This is a genomic window from Peptoniphilus lacrimalis DSM 7455 (genome assembly GCF_000378725.1).
Taxonomy (GTDB): Bacteria; Bacillota; Clostridia; order Tissierellales; family Peptoniphilaceae; genus Peptoniphilus_A; species Peptoniphilus_A lacrimalis.
The window spans coordinates 229,242-247,144 of record NZ_KB900368.1 but is presented as its reverse complement, the minus strand read 5'-3'; the positions used below and the strand labels follow the sequence as shown (position 1 = coordinate 247,144).

Here is a 17,903-nt window from a genome sequence, read left to right as displayed (position 1 = left end):
AATAATAAAAAATTATTAAAGTTATTTACAAATATGGAATTGACAATTGTTTTCCTTTAAGTTAAAATAATATTGACAGATAAACAAATACTCTATTTAGTTTATTTGGAAAATTTAATAAGGAGGATTATTATGACTAAAAAAAGACTATTCGCATTAGTTATGACATTGGTCATGGTGGCTCTTTCTTTCACAGCTTGTGGAGGCACAAATAAGGCTGACAATAAAGCTAACAAAGAAAACGCTACCGCTACAGAAAACGCAGCAGCATCAAGTGATGCAACAATTAAAGCTGAAGGAACACAAGAAACAGAAGGTGGCTATATATCTATAGCAACGGGTGGTACAGGAGGTACATATTATCCTCTTGGGGGAGCTCTTTCTAATATTTTAAATGGAGCAAACCTAGGATATACAGCAACTGCTCAAGCAACTGGAGCTTCTGTTGAAAACTTGGAATTAATTAACAAGGGAGATGCAGAAATTGCCCTAGTACAAAATGATGTTTCTTACTATGCTGTAAATGGTAAAGAACATTTTGAAGGAAATAAACTTGAAAATATCAGAGGACTTTGTACTTTATATCCTGAAATTGTTCAAATAATTGCTTCTAATGATTCAGGTATAGAATCAGTAGCAGACATGAAGGGTAAGAAAGTTGCAGTTGGCGACCCTGGTTCAGGTGTTGAAGTTAACGCAAAACAAATTCTTGAACTTTACGGATTAACTTATGATGATTTAGGAAAATGTGACCACTTATCATTCACAGAATCTGCAGATCAAATTAAGAGTGGACAAATTGATGCAGCATTTGTTGTTGCAGCTATTCCATCTTCAGCAGTTACTGAACTTGCTACAACTTATGATGTACATTTAGTACCAATAGCAGCAGATAAGGCTGATGAATTAATCAAAAAATATCCTTACTATGTTCACATGGATGTTAATCCAAAAGAATATAAAAACCAAAAGGACAGCGTTTCTGTAGTTGCAGTTCAATCAATGTTAGTAGTAAGCTCTGAAATGGCAGATGCAGATGCTTATAACATTTGTAAGTTATTATTTGATAACCTTGATGTAATGAAAGAATCTCACGCAAGAGGTGGAGATATTTCTCTTGATACAGCATTAGATGGTATGAGTATCGACCTACATCCAGGTGCTCAAAAATTCTTTGATGAAGTTAAAAAATAATGAAATTAAATAATAAGAAAATTGGAAGAAAGATTTTTCTTCCAATTCTCTTTATTCTTATTGCTATAATTCTCTGTCTTTCTTTAATAAAGATTAATGTTCTATTCATAAGGGACAATTTCACAAAAGACTTAAAAAAAGTTGAATATATTAAAAAAGATAGCTTATTTGGAATTATTTATACCCATTCGGTTATGCTTACAGAAACAAGTGAGTGGTATAAGGCAAAGGGAGATAAGCTTATTCTGATGGAAGAAAGGTATAACTCTCAAGGTGCCGGATTGCCGGTAAACTTGATTTATAAGTTTAAGCATGAAAAAGGTGGAGATTTTGTTCTTTATGATATGAATGAACCTTTTGATTCTTTTATCTATAGGACAGGGGCAGTAAGAGCTAACCACAGACTTAAAATTGGTAATAAGTTAGAATATTTTCTTGAATTTTCTGAGCCTCGTGAAGCTTTAGAATTTTCAACAAAAAGGATTTCTATTTTTAACTATTTATTAAGGAGGTGCCAAGTTGGTAGATAAAAATTTAGAAAACAAAAATGAAAATCTTAATGAAGAAATAAAAACTGATAATGCTAATGAAAAAGACAAAGGCATAAATGAGATAAATAATAATGTAGATCATGGTGAATTGGGTGATTTAACTGATACAAAAAAGGCAACAAAAAATGTCGATGAACTTTTGGAAAAGTATGACCTAGATTCAAGCAAGCTTCGTAAATTATCAGGAAAAACTGCACTACTTGTTACTGTTGTAGCAATTCTTATGTCAGCTTTCCATTTATTTACAGCAGCAAGGGGAACACTACTTGCTATGCAACAAAGGTCTTTACATTTAATCTTTGCTTTTTCACTAGGATTTGCCTTATATCCAGGTTTTAAAAAATCAAGTAAAAATAAAATTGATATACCTGATTGGATATTAATAATTTTATCCATAGTTGTATGGGGATATATATTTACAAACATAGAATACATAGCTTTGAAGGGCGGTAAAATGAGTACCATAGATGAAGTTTTCGGTATACTTGCAATTTTACTTACCCTTGAAGTAACAAGAAGAGTTGTAGGACCGGAACTTCCTATAGTAACAATAGTATTTCTATTATTTGCATATTTTGGTAGACATATGCCGGGAATCTTAAATCACAGAGGATTCGGAATTACAAGAATTGTTTCTCATATGTATATGACTACAGAAGGTATTATGGGTACTCCATTAGGAGTTTCATCAACTTTCGTATTTATGTTTATATTGTTTGGTTCATTCTTGGATAAGACAGGTGTAGGTCAATTCTTCATTGATTTTGCTTACGCATTGACAGGTTCAACAAGATCAGGTCCAGCCATGACTTCAGTAGTATCTTCTGGACTTATGGGTTCAATCTCAGGTTCATCAGTTGCTAATACTGTAACTACAGGTGCTTTTACAATTCCACTTATGAAAAAAGTAGGATATGCTCCTTATTATGCTGGAGCCGTTGAAGCAACTTCATCAACAGGTGGACAAATTATGCCACCAGTTATGGGTGCCGCTGCATTTATTATGGCTGACTTCACAGGATTCCAATATATAGAAATTGTTAAGGCTGCAGTTATACCTGCTGTATTATATTATATTGCAGTTGGTACTATGGTTCACTTGGAAGCTTGTAAAATAGGTCTTAAAGGTCTACCTAGAGAACAGTTGCCAAAAATTTCTAATATAATTTTAAAGCAAGGCTATTTACTATTTCCATTAATTGCTATAGTATATATGTTAGTGAAACAACAACCACCTATGAACGCAGCTCTTGCTGGTATAGTTGTAGGTGTTGTAGTAGCATTTATCGCTGCATTAGTTAAAAAAGACGGATCATTCACATATAAATCAGTTCTGCAAGCAATGGAATCAGGTGCTAAAGGTGCTCTAGGAGTTGCTTGTGCCTGTGCTTGTGCCGGTATGATTGTAGGCGTAGTTACATTAACAGGATTTGGATTAAAGATAGCTGAAGTAATAGTAAAAATAGCTCAAGGAAGATTGATTCCAACCCTAATATTAACAATGGTTTCTTCAATTATTTTAGGTATGGGACTTCCAACAACAGCAAAATATATTGTACTTGCGACAATGGCTGTTCCAGCTATAACAAAACTTGGTGTAAACTTGATGTGTGCTCACTTATTTATCCTATACTTTGGTGTAGTTGCTGACGTTACTCCACCAGTTGCCCTAGCAGCTTATGCAGGAGCTGGAATTGCGGGAGCAAACTCTATGAAGACAGGATTCCAGGCATTTAAACTGGCCCTTGGGGCATTTATAATACCATATATATTCTGTATAAATCCACATCTAGTAATGATAGATAAGGTAGTAGGAACGACAATATCGTGGTTGCCGATAACAGCAGCTCTTCCTAATATTGCAACAGCCTTAATAGGAACAATATGTCTGGCAGGTTGCGTAGAAGGGTATCTGTTTGGTAGATTAAGACCATGGCAAAGAATAATACTTATAATTGCCGCTCTAGGACTTCTTGACCCCAACACTTTAACTGATATTATAGGCTTAGGTGCCTTAGCTTTAATTTTTATTAGTCAAAAGTTATTGAATAAAAATAAAGCGCAAGCAGCATAGTTTAAAAATTTAGGTTGCAAGTATTTTATACTTGTAACCATTTTATTGTTTAATATCAAGGTTTCCCAAAGCCTAATAATAAAAAAATTTTAATTAGAGGTTCTTTTTGAGAGGTGTAAGTTAGTGGATAACAGGTCAATAGGTTTTTTTGATTCTGGAGTGGGTGGTTTAAGTGTTCTTAAAGTATCCTTAGGTGAAATTCCTAGAGAATCATATATATATTATGGGGATACGCTTAGAATGCCATATGGAGTTAGAAGCAAAGAAGATATCGAAAGATATACCTGCCAGGCAATGGAATTTTTCAGAAGCAAAAATGTAAAAATGGCTGTTATAGCTTGCAATACGGCAACGTGTTATGGAATAAAAAAAGCAAGAGAACTTTTTGATTTTCCAATTTTTGGCGTTGTTGAGCCTGCAGTCAAAGAATCTTTGCACAAGAGTAAATCAAAAAAAGTAGCTTTACTTGCAACAGAAGGTACAGTTAATAGTGGGGTATATGATAAGTTTTTTGAATCCTATTCATCAAATATTCATATAAAGGAGATAGGCTGTCCAGATCTTGTCCTTGCCATTGAAAATGGGGATTTAAGAGATGAAGTAATAGTGCCTGTCATCAATAAATATTTAGATAAATTTGAGGATTTTGAATATGATGCTTTGATTCTAGGCTGTACTCATTTTCCTATAGTTGAAAATACTTTTAAAAGAATTTTGGATAAATTCGATAGGAAGGTTCAACTTGTCGACCCTGCGGAGATTACTATAAATGAACTTAAAGAATATTTGGAAAACCACGATATGTTAGGTGACCATGATGAAGAATCAATTGATTTTTATGTTTCTTCACATAAGGAGAAATTTAAAAGTACCTTAGAAAAATTGATCAGCGTTAATGATTACAAAATCAGTTTAAGTGAAAAAGTATTAGATTAATTACAAATTTATCTTTAAAAAAAGATATAAGAGTTAGTCACATGCTAGCTCTTATATCTTTTTAATTTCTTATTAAATTCTTATTAAAATAATAAAAATAATATTTAAGTCTATTTATTTTTATTATTTTTATTAAGATTATATATAATTTTTAAGCCTTCAAATATTAAAAATTTATCTCTATGAATGTTTGAATTTTCAACATCATCTAAAAGCTCAGAGAAATCTCCTGTTAAAACAATATTAATCTTATCATTATTTAAGTCATTACTGTTTTTTATGTCGCTTATAATACCCTTACAGGCATTAATATAAGACCTGTATAGACCTGAGATCATTGCAGATCTTGTAGAGTTGCCAATAATCTTTTCTTGAGCAACAATCTCCACATTAGGAAGTTTTGCACTTTCTTTTTTTAAGACTTCTTGGCAAAGGTCTATGCCGGGAAATATAAGACCGCCAATAAATTTATTTTCTTTATTAATCATATCTATTGTTGTTACATGGGACATATTAACTATTAAAAGCGGGCTTTTCGTTGATGATAAACCAGCTACAGCCATGGTTATCCTGTCTGAACCAACTTCCTTTGGATTCTCGCATTTAATATCTAAACCCGTTTTTATACCTGTTCCTACAAAAATAACATTCTTATTAAATAAATTTTTAATAAGTTTTTCAAAAAAAATTGTAAGCTCTGGCACAACATTTGAACCGATAACATCATCAATGTCTTGTAATTTAATGTTTCTTTCCATGATTAAGTTCTTGATAAGAAAAGATAATTCATCTATAGACCTATTTATGTCAGTTTTTATTTTGAAATTACCTATTAATTTTTCATCATCAAATATTCCAAATTCAATAAATTTATTATTTATATTAGCGGCAAGTAACATGAAAAAACCTCTTAATTATTAAAATTCTTTGGATAGTTTTAAAGCTTTTACCACTGCACTTGTAATAATTACAGAGATAATAGCTTCAGGAATCCCACTTGTTATAGATACTCCAAGAATAGCAGCCTTGGCATTTTCAAGAGGCATATTCATAGCCTCCATATATCTTTTTGCATAAAATAAATAAATTCCACCAAGTACAAAAATTGTATTTGTCATAGAGCCAATAAAAGCTCCTACAACTACTGGGAAATTATCATCAATTTTTAAAAATGAATATATAGTCATAACAAGAGATGCTGCTAAAAATATCCCCATACATATTTTATTCAACTGTGACATATCAGAGAATCCATTAATGCATTGAAAAGCTAAAAAAATTGAAATGACTGACCATATAATTCTTGATAAAATTTTAATTTTGTCAGTTTTTAAGTTTTTAAGTAAAGACCAAGCGTAATATGAAGTTATACCTATTAAAACTCTTGGAAATATGGAAATTAAAGGATTATAAAAAACGAATGCAACAGGCGATGCGTTTTTTAAAAGTGCGTTTAAAAGTGAACTTATTCCGAAAATAAGACCAACTAAAGCTCCCACAATAGGGCCTTCTACAATACTAGCTATTATTACTGGGATATGCATAGTTGTCGCATTAATTACACCTAATGGTATAAATCCCAAAGGGGTCATTCCTAAAACAATGGTTATTGCCCCAAGTACAGAAACTAAAATTAGTTTCCTGGCATTTAAGCCGTCTTTTCTTAATGTATTATTCATTTATTCCTCCTGATGCAGCTCAATGATACTGCTCAATATTTAGAATCTACTTACTAATCTCTTTATAAGATATTAAGCCATAAGAGGCATGGCTACAATAAATAGCATTGGCAATTGATCTAGCTATAGATTTTGCAGCAAGCATACCTACAAGGGAAACATCTGCCTTGACCTTTCCTGTTGAACATGTAAAAATAGTATCTCCATCAAACATAGTATGAACGGGATTTATTGCTCTTGCGTATCCGTCATGAGCCATCTGTGAGGCCTTATTACAATTAGCTTTTGTTAAAAGGGCATTGGTTGTTACTAAAGAAATTGTTGTGTTAGTAGCTCTATTAAAAGCATTGTAGTCTGAATTCATATTTTTGTAAAGGTCTTCGGTAGATAAAAATTTATAGTTTTTCCTATCGTAACATCCTGCGATTTGAATTGACTTTTCGTAATCAAAAATATCGCCAAAAGCATTAAGAACCGTAATAGATGAAACTAATAAATCACCAACTTTTAAACTTGATTGACCAATACCAGATTTCATTGCATAATCATTGCCTAAAATTTTTCCAACACTTGCACCACAACCTGCACCAATATTTCCCATGCTCTTATCATTATCACTGATATTTATTGAGGCTTTGTAACCCATTTCATGAGCAGGTCTAACAAAGGGATTCCCAATCCCCAAATCAAAAATTACAGCCCCCACAACAATAGGTACTTTACAAACACTTACATCCATACCAATATTTTTTTCTTCTAAATATTTCATAATGCCACTTGCTGCAGAAAGTCCGTAGCTAGAGCCTCCGGATAAAAGAACACCATGAACTTTTTCTACAAGATTTTCAGCCTTTAATAGGTCTGTTTCTCTAGTCCCTGGTGCAGAACCTCTCACATCAACTCCACAAGTAGCACCCTCAGGAAATATTGCAACGCTTACTCCTGTAGCTGCTTTTTTATCTTGGTAATGACCAAGATTTACCCCATCGACATCTGTCAAAAATCCTTGATACATTTTTTAACCTCCTTTAATAGATAATTTAATTATAACAAAGCTTGTCGGAATTTCCATAAAGCAAAATAATTAATTAGACTGACATAAATTATGCGAAAATTTATTTTTGAGCCATTAAGCTTATATAATAAGATTTAATTTTCATTTTCTTAAAAATTAGTATGACATTTTTAAATAAAATTTACAAAAACTATGGTAAAAATTTAAACTATGTTATAATTAGTGTGGTGAGTTCATGAAAGAGATAGTTTTTGATTTTAATCCTTTGGGAAATTTTTCCTTATCTGCTGAAGTTTACGAGCTTTACTACTCAAAAAAATACAACAAGAAAATTTATTTTTACATAAGAGATGGTAGGCATTATAAGAAAGTTGAAAATATTAAATACCTTAAAAAATCTACAAATAGGGTAATTACTTTTATTGATTTGGGAGATAGGGTAGATAGAATTCCTTTTGATGAAAAAATAAGAGTTAAACCCATTGATGAGGATTATGACGAGGACCCACTTCTTATAGAAATTGTAAATGAATTGGGGCAAGAGGCTTCATGGAAAAATTCAAAAATAAAAGTAGTGGAAATTAAAGAGTAAAAAAATGGAGAAGTAGAAATACTTCTCCATAAATTTTTTAAATAGCATTCTTTTTATTTTAACTAATGTCGACTTTTAGCTTCATCATCAAGTATATCATCAACAGCAATAGTTAGTGCCACTACAAGATCTCTATAATTTTCATCATATACAGTTAATTCAAATGTATCTCCCCAAGAAAGCCAAGCTTTTTCAACTTCACCTATCAAATCATTATTGTTAAAAATTTTGAAATTTAGGGATAAATAATCTCCTTTTACATCTAAATCGAAATCAGCAGAGGAAATCTCTAAAGATTTTTTAAAAAATGCGAAATTTTCTTTAATTTCAATTAATCTTCCGTCAGTAAATTCAATATTATATTTAGGTAGCCAAGTTAAGATAACTTTATTTATGGTGAATAGTTCATTATCATTTCTGTCTGAAACATGAACAGTATTTCCAAATAGCTTAAAATCTTGGTCAACATAATAAATCTCGTTATTATTTTCATCAATTACAGCATAGTGGTCTGTAATTTTAAAAACTTTTTGCTTAATGTATAATTTTTCCATTATTTTTTAATCTCCAAAAGTACCTTATCAATTCTATTTTTAGAAGTTTTCTTGACAGTAAATTTTAAATTATCTAAAATTATAACTTCATTTTTCTTAGGGAATCTATCAATTTTTTCAATTATGAAACCGCCAATAGAATCAAATTCTGTAGATTCTAACCCCAGGCCAGTCAATTGATTTAAATCATCTAAATTCATTGCACCATCTACAAGATATTTATTTGGACCAAGTTTAATAATATCTTCGTCATCTTCATTATCGTATTCATCATTGATGGCACCAACAATTTTTTCTATTAAGTCCTCAATAGTAATCATACCCGTTGTTCCACCATATTCATCAGCAACTATTGCAACAGAAATTTTATGAGCTCTCATATCAGAAAATAATGATGAAACTTCCTTATATTCATAGGTGAAATAAGGTTTTTTAAAGAAAGATTTGTTTTCCTTTAAAGATTTATGTTTATTCATCATGAATAAATCTTTAACATTAAGAATACCAATGATATTGTCAATATTATCTTCATATACAGGCATTCTTGAAAAATTTTCTTTACATATCAAATCTATAATTTCTGAATAGGAAGACTCAATATCAATAGCAACTATATCAGTTCTTGGTGTCATAATATCCTTAGCATAAGAATCACGAAAGTCCATTACATTTTCAATCATAAGTGATTCGTTGTGGTCTAAAAGCCCCTCAGCCTTACCTCTATTCATAGCATCGTAGAGGTCTTCTTCAGTTATTAAAGGCTCATTAATATCAAAACTACCTGTTAGTTTTAAGAAAACTTGAGAAATTTTTAAAATCAAATAAGAAAGCGGTCTTAAAAAACCTATAGTAAAAGACATTAATTTTGCATTAGTTGGGCAAATTTTTCCGTAAAATTTTTTCGCATAATTTCTAGGGAAAGATTCACCGAAAGTAATAATTAATATAGTTGATATTAAAACTCCAAGGATTAATCCTATAATTTTAAAGTGCTCATAAAAAAATAAACTTGCAAAAATTGCACACAATGAATTAGAAAAATAATCAACAACTAGAGTTGTTGGGTATAATTCATCATCCTTGGCAAGTTTTTGAATAAGCTCAAAATTTTCAGTTTCTTCTTCTTCCAATTTTTTCAGTTTAATTGAATTTAAGGCTAAAAAAGCATTTTCAATTAAAGTAAATTTATAAGATAAGTATAAAAATATAAGGGAAAGAAACAAAAATATATAATCCACTAAAACAACACTCCCTTAAGTAATTATAATTACTAAAGACTTAGTTGTCAAAAAATCTCTTAAATTTGAAAAAATTTTTATTAAATATAAATTATTAATTTAAACTAAATACTGAAAAAAATTTCATAAAAAAATTTCAGGGACAATCCTCTTCATAAAATTCATCAATAAGCTTACGCTTCGGAAGGCTAATTTTGAATTTTAACATAGCAAATGGGCATGACTAAGCCCTAGCACAAAATCAAAAATTTTGAGATATGGCTTTAAAGGATAGTCCCTGAAAAAACACAGGTCTTATAAGTTATTTAATTTTTATTCAACTGTAACTGATTTTGCTAAGTTTCTTGGTTTATCAACATCATTACCTAAAAGACTTGATACATAATATGCTATTACTTGCAAAGGAATTATTGCAAGTAGCGGTGCATATAAATCAAGAGTTTCAGGAATTTCTATGAATTGAGCTGCACAAGATTCTAAAAGTTTATTACCAACAAATCCAACTGCAAAAACTTTTGCTCCTCTTGCTAGAAGTTCTTCATTATTTGATGCAGTTTTTTCCATGGTGTGTTTTTGAGTTGCTATGGAAATAACTGGAGTATCTTTTTCAATCAGTGCCAAAGGTCCGTGCTTTAATTCTCCAGTTTGGAAAGCTTCAGCATGAATATAGGAAATTTCTTTTAATTTTAATGCCCCTTCCTTGGCAGTTACATAATCAAGTCCACGTCCTGTATAAAACATTGACTTTGCATTTTTAATAGAATTAGCTATTAATTTATAGTTTTCTTCATTTTTAAGAATTTGACTAATTTTTTGTGGAATTTCTTTCAAATGATTTAAATAATTATCTAATTCATCTTTTGAAATTTTTTCCAATTTAAATGCCATATCCAGACCTAATAAAAATCCAGCAAGAAGTTGGGAAGTATAGGCTTTAGTAGATGCTACAGAAATTTCAGGTCCGCAATAGCAATACATTACCCTATCAGTTAATCTAGAAACTGTAGACCCTACAACATTAGTTATAGATAAAGTCGTGGCTCCAACAGATTTAGCCTTATTTATTGCAGAAATTGTATCGGCAGTTTCTCCTGATTGAGAAACTACTATCATTAGAGAATTTTTATCTATAAAATAATTTTCATATTTAAATTCCGATGCGACTTCGCAAATTACAGGCACTTGCAAGATTTTTTCCATGAAATATTTGATGCCTAGGCAAGCGTGATAGGCAGTTCCACAGGCAACAGCATAAATTTTATTGAAATTTTTTAGCTGGTCTAAAGAAAAATCGCCTTGTTCTAAGTTGATTTTTCCATCTTTGAGTCTTACAGATAAGACTTCTTCTAAAACTTTTGGTTGTTCATGAATTTCTTTCAAAAGAAAATGAGGATAACCTTCCTTAGATGCAGCATCCATAGACATATTAACTGTTTTTATTTCTCTATTTACTTCTTTACCATTATTATAAATTTTATAATCTTTACCATTTATATCAATTACATCTCCGTCTTGGAAATAAATGATCTTATTAGTATATGAAATTAAAGATGTAATATCAGAAGCAAGAATAATTCCATCATCAAAAATTCCACCGACAAGAGGAGAAGAATTTTTGCAGGCAATTAACCTATCTTTTTCTTTACTACAAATAATACCAAAGGCATAAGAACCTCTTATAAGAGAAAGGGTCTTATTTACAGCATCAAGTAAATTTCCTTTATAAAATTTTTCAATTAGGTTACTGACAACTTCTGTATCTGTTTGAGATTTGAAAGTGTAACCTTCTTCTAATAATGAATTTTTAAGTTCAAGATAATTTTCAATAATACCATTATGAACCAAAGAAATAGTATTATTCATAGAATTGTGAGGGTGAGCATTAATTTCATTAGGAACTCCATGAGTCGCCCATCTCACATGACCGATTCCCACATTTCCTTCAATGGGATTTTCCTTAAGAGCTTCTTTAAGGTTTGAAATTCTACCCGGTCTTTTTAAAGTAAAAATTCTCCCATCCTTAAGAATTGAAATGCCGGAAGAATCATAGCCCCTATATTCAAGGGCAGATAAACCTTTAATGATTATATCAGTTGCGTTTAATTTGCCAACATAACCAACGATTCCACACATATTAAAACCTCCAATAAAAAAAATTAGGGATTCACTATATTTAATTTGTTAGTAGATTGCTCGTACTTCTTTTTAAATATTCAGGTTGTGATACCTATGAAGCATCCGCCGATAATTTCGATAACTTCATTCCTCGTCAGCCACTTGGGCTCAGGCGCTATAACTTTTATCCCTTTGCTAAATTTTAACATAAGTTACAATAAGTGTAAACTTAATGATAAAATATAAAAAGAGGTAGGGATATGCAAAAGTATAAAAAACATTATAAAATTGAAAAAAATTTATCTCTTAGAGATTTGCTAGAGATATTTATGCAAACTTCTCTAGAGGATTCAGCAGATAAAATTATTGTAAAAAAATATTTTAAGGATAATAATTTGTCATGGATGATATATAAGTGGAAAGTTCAAATTTATGGAAACATAACAAAAACTGACTATATAAGTAAAACTTGGCCATCTTATTTTGACAAAATTTCCACATATAGGGAGTTCACTTTAGAAAGAGATGGACACATACTTGCAAAAGCCACTGCAATTTATGTGATAGTTGATATGAAAAATAAAAAATTAATAGAAATACCTCAAATTGTAAAGGACTCTTATCAGCTAATTCAAGAAAGGAATTTTGAAAAAATAGAAAAGGCTAGTATAAAAGGTGATATTTATTGTGAAAAAAATTTTTATGTAGAAAGAGAACAGATAGACTTAAATGGTCACGTTCACAATACCTCATATGTTTTTTGGTTAGAAAAATGTTTTGAAAATAATTCTCTGATTAAAAAATTAAAAGTTTTTTCAATAACATACATGAAAGAAATTCATTATCCTAATAAAGTTAATTTATTAATTTATAAAGACGGGGAAAACTACAATTTTTCAATTAAAACCAATGACTTTAATGCAAAAGGTAAGTGTATTTTTAATGATTGAAAAGTAGGACTTCCTTTGTTATGATTAAATAAGAAATAAGGAGGACTTATGGATAAAAATAAAATTTTAGCAGAAGTAAATGGCAAGAAAATTACAGGAGAAGATTATAATATTTTTATAAATTCTATAAATCCTAAACTAAGAGAACACTTAGTAAATTCAGATCAAAATAAAGAAGTTATAGAAGAATTAATTCATCATGAATTAATTTATCAAGATGCAATAGAAAATGGAAAAGATAAAGAGGAAGAATTCCAAAAAGTTTTAGACCAAGCTAAGAAAAGCTTACTACTAAATTATACTTTAGGAAAATTACTTTCAAATATTGAAGTTACAGAAAAAGAAATTGAAGATTTTTATAATAACCATAAAGAACATTTTACTAAAGATCAAACAGTAAGAGCTAGTCATATTCTTGTAGATGATTTAAAAAAGGCTGAGGAAATTTATAATAGAATTAAAGATGGAGCGGATTTTTCTAAAGAAGCTAAGAATAATTCAACTTGCCCTTCAAAAGAAAATGGAGGAGATTTAGGAATATTTTCCAGAGGTCAAATGGTTAAAGAATTTGAAGATGCTTGTTTTAATATGGAAGTTGGTGAAGTTTCTAAGCCTGTTAAGACACAATTTGGTTACCATATAATTAAGTTAGTTGAAAAAAATAAGGCACAAGAGATGACACTTGAAGAATCTAGGGACCATATAATAGAAGATATAAGAAGGCAAAAGGAACAAGAAATATATAAAGATAAAATTAGTTCATTAAGAGAAAAAAGTCAAATTAAATATATTGACTAGGAGGAAATATGAAACTAGAGCTCTTTAAATATATTGATGATGTATTAGATTTATTTGAATATCATAGGCAAGAACTGGTAAGCATCAATAAAGAGGTTAGAAATTACTTTTCTGATGTATTAAAAGATGATGAAAGAGCTTTAAACTTATCCACCAGAATAAAGACCCCGCAGTCTTTAAGGGAAAAGTTGATAAGGAGAAATTATTACATAAAGTATCCTACTCCCTTCGAAGGTTTTAAAAAAGTACCAGATTTGATAGGTTTAAGAATTGAATGTAGGTTTATAAAAGATGAAAAAGAAATTTATCAAAAAATCATTGATGAATTTAGAATATATTGTGGCAAGGGATATTATGCCTCAAATATAAATAAAAATATTCGTCTTAATTTAGAAGATATACAACCACAAGTTTTAAATAATGGTTTTAAAATATATAAACTTGACGGCTTATATAAAAATTCTAAGACTTCATATTCTTTTGAACTGCAAATAAAATCATTGGTAAATTTATTTTGGGGTGAAATAGACCATAAAATTCTTTATAAAAATTATAATTATATGATTGTTGAGGATTTTTTCAGGGACATTATGCACTCAATAATAGATAATTTATTCATGGTAGATAAGCAACTTATGATTTTATATGACCATGTAACAAACTCTGATGCTTCTGGCAAAGACCCAGCAGAAAAGCAGCTAAAAGTCTTGCTTTCAAAAATTATTCATGATGTTTTCATAAATAAAATTTATGGGGAATTGGGCTTTGTGTTTAACATTAAAGTCTCCACGGATATAATAGTGGAGTTCATATTTATGAAGCTTAAGAAGAATAAAGATAATTCTTACGGTGAAGATTTTATATCTTTAATTAATAGGATTAATGAGATTTCAACACTTGATATGAACTTGGAAGAGTACATTAATGTTGATGAAAAACCAAAATTTTATGATTCTTTCACAAGAAATATAGGAAATTTAATTCTTGCTTCTTTAAATAAAGATTTTGAATGGAATATATTTTTCAAAATAATAACAACAATTGATAAAGAATCAGATAATCAAATATTTGAAGATTTTATACACTTTGTAAGATACCAATATACTCTTTTAATCTTAAACCTATTCGAAAATTTCGACTTAAGTGAAGATGATAAAAGAGATATTGAAAACTTTATTCTAAATTTAGTTATAGATAAATTTAAAAACAATACTACTTTAGAGTTTTTAATGGTAAAATCAATTAATAAAATCAATTTTATTTTAGAAAGTCTAAAATTTTCTGAAATAGAAGGAAAAGAAGATTTAAAAGAATTATTTAAAAAAGAATATAAATTTTAAAATAAATTAATACAAAAGGAGAAAATTATGGCAGAAAATGAAAAAAACTGTGGATGCTCATGCGGATGCTCCCACGAAGAAGGACACCAAGAAGGTTATGATATCATTAATCTAAGCTTAGACGATGATAAGGAAGTAAGTTATATTATTCTTGGAATTTTTGAATGTGATGATGAAGAATATATAGCATTAATTCCTGAAGATGAAAAAGAAGGCGAAGACGTATATCTTTTCCGTTACAAGGAAAGCGGTGAAGATGAAGTTGAGCTTGATGAAATTGAAAACGAAGAAGAATTTGACAGAGTTTCTAAAAAGTTCGATCAATTATTTATAGAAGAAGATGATTTCAATGAATAATTTTTCTTTAGAATCAGTTGATGGAAAAATTAAAAATTTAGATGATTATAAGGGAAAAACCTTAGTTTTATATTTTTATCCAAAAGACAGCACTAAGGGATGCACCATTGAAGCTATGGAATTTTCAGATTTAAAAGATGAATTTGACAAGGTAGGTGCAGTGGTTGTTGGTATAAGTAAGGATAAGATAAAATCTCATAAAAACTTTATTGAAAAAGATAATTTAAAAGTTGAACTTTTATCAGACCCTGATAGAAAAGTTGCAGAATCTTTTAAAGTTTTAAAAGCTGGCAAAATGTGTGGAAGAGATGTTATAAAAACTGTAAGATCAACATTTATTTTTAATAAAGATGGTAAACTTGTTAAAGAATTTAGAGATGTAAAGCCCCAAGGTCACGCATCAGATGTTTTAATTTATCTAAAGGAAAATGACTTATAATACCTACAGCGATTTTCTAAAAAGAAAATTCGGCAAAAAAGTTTATAAGTTACCCATTAAACTGAATTTAACCTGTCCAAATAGAGATGGAACTTGTGGTTATGGCGGTTGTATATTTTGTGGAGAAGAGGGAGGATCCTTTGAAAATACTGATGGCTCCATAAAAGAACAGCTAAGTCAAGCTAAAGAAATTATGAAAAGAAAATATAAGGCGGAAAAATTTATATCGTATTTTCAAAATTTCACTAACACCTATATGGATATTGAAAGTTTTAAAAAAATAATTAATGAATCTTTAGTAGAAGATGTTGTAGGAGTCAGTATCTCAACAAGACCGGATTGTCTTTATAAAGAACATCTGGAATTTTTGGAACTAGTAAATAAAGATTATATGGTAACTTTAGAGATAGGTTTGCAGACAGTAAATTATCACACTCTAAAAATTATAAATAGGGGCCATGGACTGGCTGATTTTATTGATGGTGTTTTGAGAGCAAAAAAACATGGTCTTAGAGTTTGCGTTCACGTTCTTATTGGACTTCCATGGGATGATGATTTAGATGTTTATGAATGTGCAAAAATTCTTTCAGCTTTGTCGGTTGATGAAGTTAAGATTCACGCCCTTTATATAGTTAAAAATACTCTTATGGGTAAGCTCTATGAGGACGGAAAAATAAAAACTATTAGTTTAGAAGATTATAAAAGAAAAGTTATACTCTTTTTAAGAAGTCTAAAAAGTGATATAATTGTAGAAAGAATTATCGGTAGAGCCCCGGAGGAAAATTCCTTGTTCTGCAATTGGAATACCTCATGGTGGAAAATCCGTGATGATATTGTAAAAGAAATGAAAGAAAAAAATTTAACCCAAGGGGATATGAGGAGGATTTAATTATATGATTAAGTATATTTTAGGAGCAAAAGGCTCAGGAAAAACAAGATGGCTGATAGAAAATGCAAATGAAGATATGAAAAAGGACGATTCAAACATAGCTTTTGTAGAAGTTGATGATGACCATATTTTTAGCCTTGATTACAATGTAAGACTTATAAACGCAACAGATTACAGACTTAATAATGTTGAATCCTTTTACGGTTTTATTTGTGGACTTCTAGCAATGGACTATGACCTTCACAAAATTTATATTGACGGAATATATAAAGTTCTTCACTTAAATATCGAAGATTTGGAATATATGCTTTCTAAATTATCAAAGATTCCAGATATAGAACAAAAGGAAATTTATATAAATGTTGATTATACAATGGAAGATATGTCAGAAGTTCTAGCAAAAAATGCTTACGAAGTTAAGGCGATGTAGGTGTAAAAGGTGAATCAAAAATTTATAACAAGAGTTTTAGTAGCTATAATTGTGTTATCCATGCTGATACCAATAGCATTTTCTTTTAGATAGGATTTATTGTGAGGTTATCAGAAAGAAATGGAGTATTTGAAGATTTTTTTGAGCATAGATCTTACTTGATTATGCAGTACTCGCAAGGTGATTTAAACAAAAAAGAATTTATAAAAAGAAATTTTGATTACCTTGTGCTAAGAAATATGACGCCCTATATAAAAGTGGATTCATATGAAAAGGGAATGTATAATTACCAGTATTTCAATGTTATGGCAAAATATTATAAAGCTTTGTCAAGAGATGTCTATAATACAAAAAAACACCAAAAATACTATAATTATTATTTAAACTTGGCAAATAAATTTTATCATGAAAAAGACAAATCGGTTCTATCTATTTTAAAAATAGAAGAATTTAAAGACATGGATGCATATTACATTAAGTGTCAATCAAAAGCCTTACAAAATCTGCTTTATGAAATAGTCTTAAACAATAAAAAAGAAGCAATTTTTCATTCAAAAGCTAAGTGGCTATTAAATGTTTTAATTGAAGAAAAAATTTTCAATAATGTAACAAAAAAGTCTATAATAGACCATTATATCAATGAAAAATATTATTAATCTCGCATTTATTGCGAGATTTTTTTTTCTAAATTTACGCTAACATTTGATTAAATTAATATAAAAATTTTGTACTTTTTTCAAAATAACTATTAA

At 29.7% G+C, this 17,903-nt stretch carries 19 protein-coding genes; 13 read left to right on the top strand and 6 right to left on the bottom strand.

What is annotated here, in order from left to right:
• The first annotated feature begins 132 nt into the window (after positions 1-132).
• From F594_RS0102745 to murI, 4 genes are all read left to right on the top strand, one after another.
• Positions 133-1,194: a TAXI family TRAP transporter solute-binding subunit gene (locus F594_RS0102745; protein ID WP_019034460.1), complete on the top strand. Its 1,062-nt coding sequence runs from the start codon at positions 133-135 to the stop codon at positions 1,192-1,194.
• A complete protein-coding gene (locus tag F594_RS0102740) occupies positions 1,194-1,724 on the top strand; it encodes a DUF1850 domain-containing protein (RefSeq protein ID WP_019034459.1) in 531 nt (176 codons plus the stop codon). Before F594_RS0102745 ends, F594_RS0102740 begins: the two co-directional genes overlap by 1 nt.
• Positions 1,714-3,819 (top strand): TRAP transporter permease, encoded by a 2,106-nt coding sequence (locus F594_RS0102735; RefSeq protein ID WP_019034458.1) that lies wholly within the window; start codon positions 1,714-1,716, stop codon positions 3,817-3,819. The genes F594_RS0102740 and F594_RS0102735 overlap by 11 nt, the downstream gene beginning before the upstream one ends.
• Positions 3,820-3,942: 123 nt before the next feature.
• On the top strand, positions 3,943-4,755 hold the full coding sequence (gene murI, locus F594_RS0102730) for a glutamate racemase (RefSeq protein WP_019034457.1): 813 nt from the start codon (positions 3,943-3,945) through the stop codon (positions 4,753-4,755).
• A 110-nt stretch (positions 4,756-4,865) separates the two neighbouring features.
• Here murI and F594_RS0102725 read toward each other — a convergent pair whose 3' ends face one another.
• The 3 genes from F594_RS0102725 to F594_RS0102715 are packed head-to-tail and all read right to left on the bottom strand — an operon-like array spanning position 4,866 to position 7,449.
• Positions 4,866-5,654 (bottom strand): type III pantothenate kinase, encoded by a 789-nt coding sequence (locus F594_RS0102725; RefSeq protein ID WP_019034456.1) that lies wholly within the window; start codon positions 5,652-5,654, stop codon positions 4,866-4,868.
• An 18-nt stretch (positions 5,655-5,672) separates the two neighbouring features.
• Positions 5,673-6,434 (bottom strand): ECF transporter S component, encoded by a 762-nt coding sequence (locus F594_RS0102720; RefSeq protein WP_019034455.1) that lies wholly within the window; start codon positions 6,432-6,434, stop codon positions 5,673-5,675.
• A gap of 46 nt (positions 6,435-6,480) precedes the next feature.
• Entirely contained in the window at positions 6,481-7,449 is a 969-nt protein-coding gene (locus F594_RS0102715; RefSeq protein ID WP_019034454.1) for a P1 family peptidase, read from the bottom strand.
• Between the two features lie 235 nt (positions 7,450-7,684).
• Between F594_RS0102715 and F594_RS0102710 the strand changes: the two genes are divergently transcribed.
• The gene (locus tag F594_RS0102710; RefSeq protein ID WP_019034453.1) at positions 7,685-8,041 is read left to right on the top strand and encodes a hypothetical protein; all 357 of its coding nucleotides are present in this window, start codon (positions 7,685-7,687) and stop codon (positions 8,039-8,041) included.
• 62 nt (positions 8,042-8,103) lie between these two features.
• Here the strand turns inward: F594_RS0102710 and F594_RS0102705 are convergent, their stop codons facing one another.
• The 3 genes from F594_RS0102705 to glmS all read right to left on the bottom strand — a co-directional run bounded on the left by F594_RS0102705 (position 8,104) and on the right by glmS (position 11,966).
• Entirely contained in the window at positions 8,104-8,595 is a 492-nt protein-coding gene (locus tag F594_RS0102705; protein WP_019034452.1) for an LURP-one-related/scramblase family protein, read from the bottom strand.
• The gene (locus tag F594_RS0102700) at positions 8,595-9,833 is read right to left on the bottom strand and encodes a hemolysin family protein (RefSeq protein WP_019034451.1); all 1,239 of its coding nucleotides are present in this window, start codon (positions 9,831-9,833) and stop codon (positions 8,595-8,597) included. The genes F594_RS0102705 and F594_RS0102700 overlap by 1 nt, the downstream gene beginning before the upstream one ends.
• Positions 9,834-10,145: 312 nt before the next feature.
• The gene (gene glmS, locus F594_RS0102695; protein WP_009345199.1) at positions 10,146-11,966 is read right to left on the bottom strand and encodes a glutamine--fructose-6-phosphate transaminase (isomerizing); all 1,821 of its coding nucleotides are present in this window, start codon (positions 11,964-11,966) and stop codon (positions 10,146-10,148) included.
• Between the two features lie 242 nt (positions 11,967-12,208).
• Here glmS and F594_RS0102690 point away from each other — a divergent pair, with 242 nt between their 5' ends.
• The 8 genes from F594_RS0102690 (at position 12,209) to F594_RS0102655 (ending at position 17,807) form a co-directional block, all read left to right on the top strand.
• Complete coding sequence (locus F594_RS0102690) at positions 12,209-12,898, top strand: acyl-ACP thioesterase domain-containing protein (protein ID WP_019034450.1); 690 nt, start codon at positions 12,209-12,211, stop codon at positions 12,896-12,898.
• A 48-nt stretch (positions 12,899-12,946) separates the two neighbouring features.
• Positions 12,947-13,696, top strand: a complete 750-nt coding sequence (locus F594_RS0102685; protein ID WP_009345204.1) for a peptidylprolyl isomerase — start codon at positions 12,947-12,949, stop codon at positions 13,694-13,696.
• 8 nt (positions 13,697-13,704) lie between these two features.
• Positions 13,705-15,036 (top strand): GTP pyrophosphokinase, encoded by a 1,332-nt coding sequence (locus F594_RS0102680; protein WP_019034449.1) that lies wholly within the window; start codon positions 13,705-13,707, stop codon positions 15,034-15,036.
• Positions 15,037-15,063: 27 nt separating this feature from the next.
• Positions 15,064-15,393, top strand: coding sequence for a DUF1292 domain-containing protein (locus F594_RS0102675; RefSeq protein WP_019034448.1), 330 nt, complete (start codon positions 15,064-15,066; stop codon positions 15,391-15,393).
• Positions 15,386-15,832, top strand: coding sequence for a peroxiredoxin (locus F594_RS0102670; protein ID WP_019034447.1), 447 nt, complete (start codon positions 15,386-15,388; stop codon positions 15,830-15,832). The genes F594_RS0102675 and F594_RS0102670 overlap by 8 nt, the downstream gene beginning before the upstream one ends.
• Entirely contained in the window at positions 15,822-16,721 is a 900-nt protein-coding gene (locus tag F594_RS0102665; protein WP_019034446.1) for a TIGR01212 family radical SAM protein, read from the top strand. The genes F594_RS0102670 and F594_RS0102665 overlap by 11 nt, the downstream gene beginning before the upstream one ends.
• 4 nt (positions 16,722-16,725) lie before the next feature.
• Positions 16,726-17,151: a hypothetical protein gene (locus F594_RS0102660; protein ID WP_019034445.1), complete on the top strand. Its 426-nt coding sequence runs from the start codon at positions 16,726-16,728 to the stop codon at positions 17,149-17,151.
• Positions 17,152-17,252: 101 nt separating this feature from the next.
• Positions 17,253-17,807: a DUF6648 family protein gene (locus F594_RS0102655; protein ID WP_019034444.1), complete on the top strand. Its 555-nt coding sequence runs from the start codon at positions 17,253-17,255 to the stop codon at positions 17,805-17,807.
• The last annotated feature ends 96 nt before the right edge of the window (positions 17,808-17,903 follow it).

What these genes read in the sequence shown, in the direction of transcription:
- F594_RS0102660 (WP_019034445.1), top strand. Translation starts at nt 16,726, where the DNA reads ATGATTAAGTATATTTTAGGAGCAAAAGGCTCAGGAAAAACAAGATGG.
- F594_RS0102720 (WP_019034455.1), bottom strand. Translation starts at nt 6,434, where the DNA reads ATGAATAATACATTAAGAAAAGACGGCTTAAATGCCAGGAAACTAATT.
- F594_RS0102670 (WP_019034447.1), top strand. Translation starts at nt 15,386, where the DNA reads ATGAATAATTTTTCTTTAGAATCAGTTGATGGAAAAATTAAAAATTTA.
- F594_RS0102685 (WP_009345204.1), top strand. Translation starts at nt 12,947, where the DNA reads ATGGATAAAAATAAAATTTTAGCAGAAGTAAATGGCAAGAAAATTACA.
- F594_RS0102710 (WP_019034453.1), top strand. Translation starts at nt 7,685, where the DNA reads ATGAAAGAGATAGTTTTTGATTTTAATCCTTTGGGAAATTTTTCCTTA.
- F594_RS0102705 (WP_019034452.1), bottom strand. Translation starts at nt 8,595, where the DNA reads ATGGAAAAATTATACATTAAGCAAAAAGTTTTTAAAATTACAGACCAC.
- F594_RS0102740 (WP_019034459.1), top strand. Translation starts at nt 1,194, where the DNA reads ATGAAATTAAATAATAAGAAAATTGGAAGAAAGATTTTTCTTCCAATT.
- F594_RS0102675 (WP_019034448.1), top strand. Translation starts at nt 15,064, where the DNA reads ATGGCAGAAAATGAAAAAAACTGTGGATGCTCATGCGGATGCTCCCAC.
- F594_RS0102665 (WP_019034446.1), top strand. Translation starts at nt 15,822, where the DNA reads ATGACTTATAATACCTACAGCGATTTTCTAAAAAGAAAATTCGGCAAA.
- F594_RS0102680 (WP_019034449.1), top strand. Translation starts at nt 13,705, where the DNA reads ATGAAACTAGAGCTCTTTAAATATATTGATGATGTATTAGATTTATTT.
- F594_RS0102690 (WP_019034450.1), top strand. Translation starts at nt 12,209, where the DNA reads ATGCAAAAGTATAAAAAACATTATAAAATTGAAAAAAATTTATCTCTT.
- F594_RS0102725 (WP_019034456.1), bottom strand. Translation starts at nt 5,654, where the DNA reads ATGTTACTTGCCGCTAATATAAATAATAAATTTATTGAATTTGGAATA.
- glmS (WP_009345199.1), bottom strand. Translation starts at nt 11,966, where the DNA reads ATGTGTGGAATCGTTGGTTATGTTGGCAAATTAAACGCAACTGATATA.
- F594_RS0102745 (WP_019034460.1), top strand. Translation starts at nt 133, where the DNA reads ATGACTAAAAAAAGACTATTCGCATTAGTTATGACATTGGTCATGGTG.
- F594_RS0102715 (WP_019034454.1), bottom strand. Translation starts at nt 7,449, where the DNA reads ATGTATCAAGGATTTTTGACAGATGTCGATGGGGTAAATCTTGGTCAT.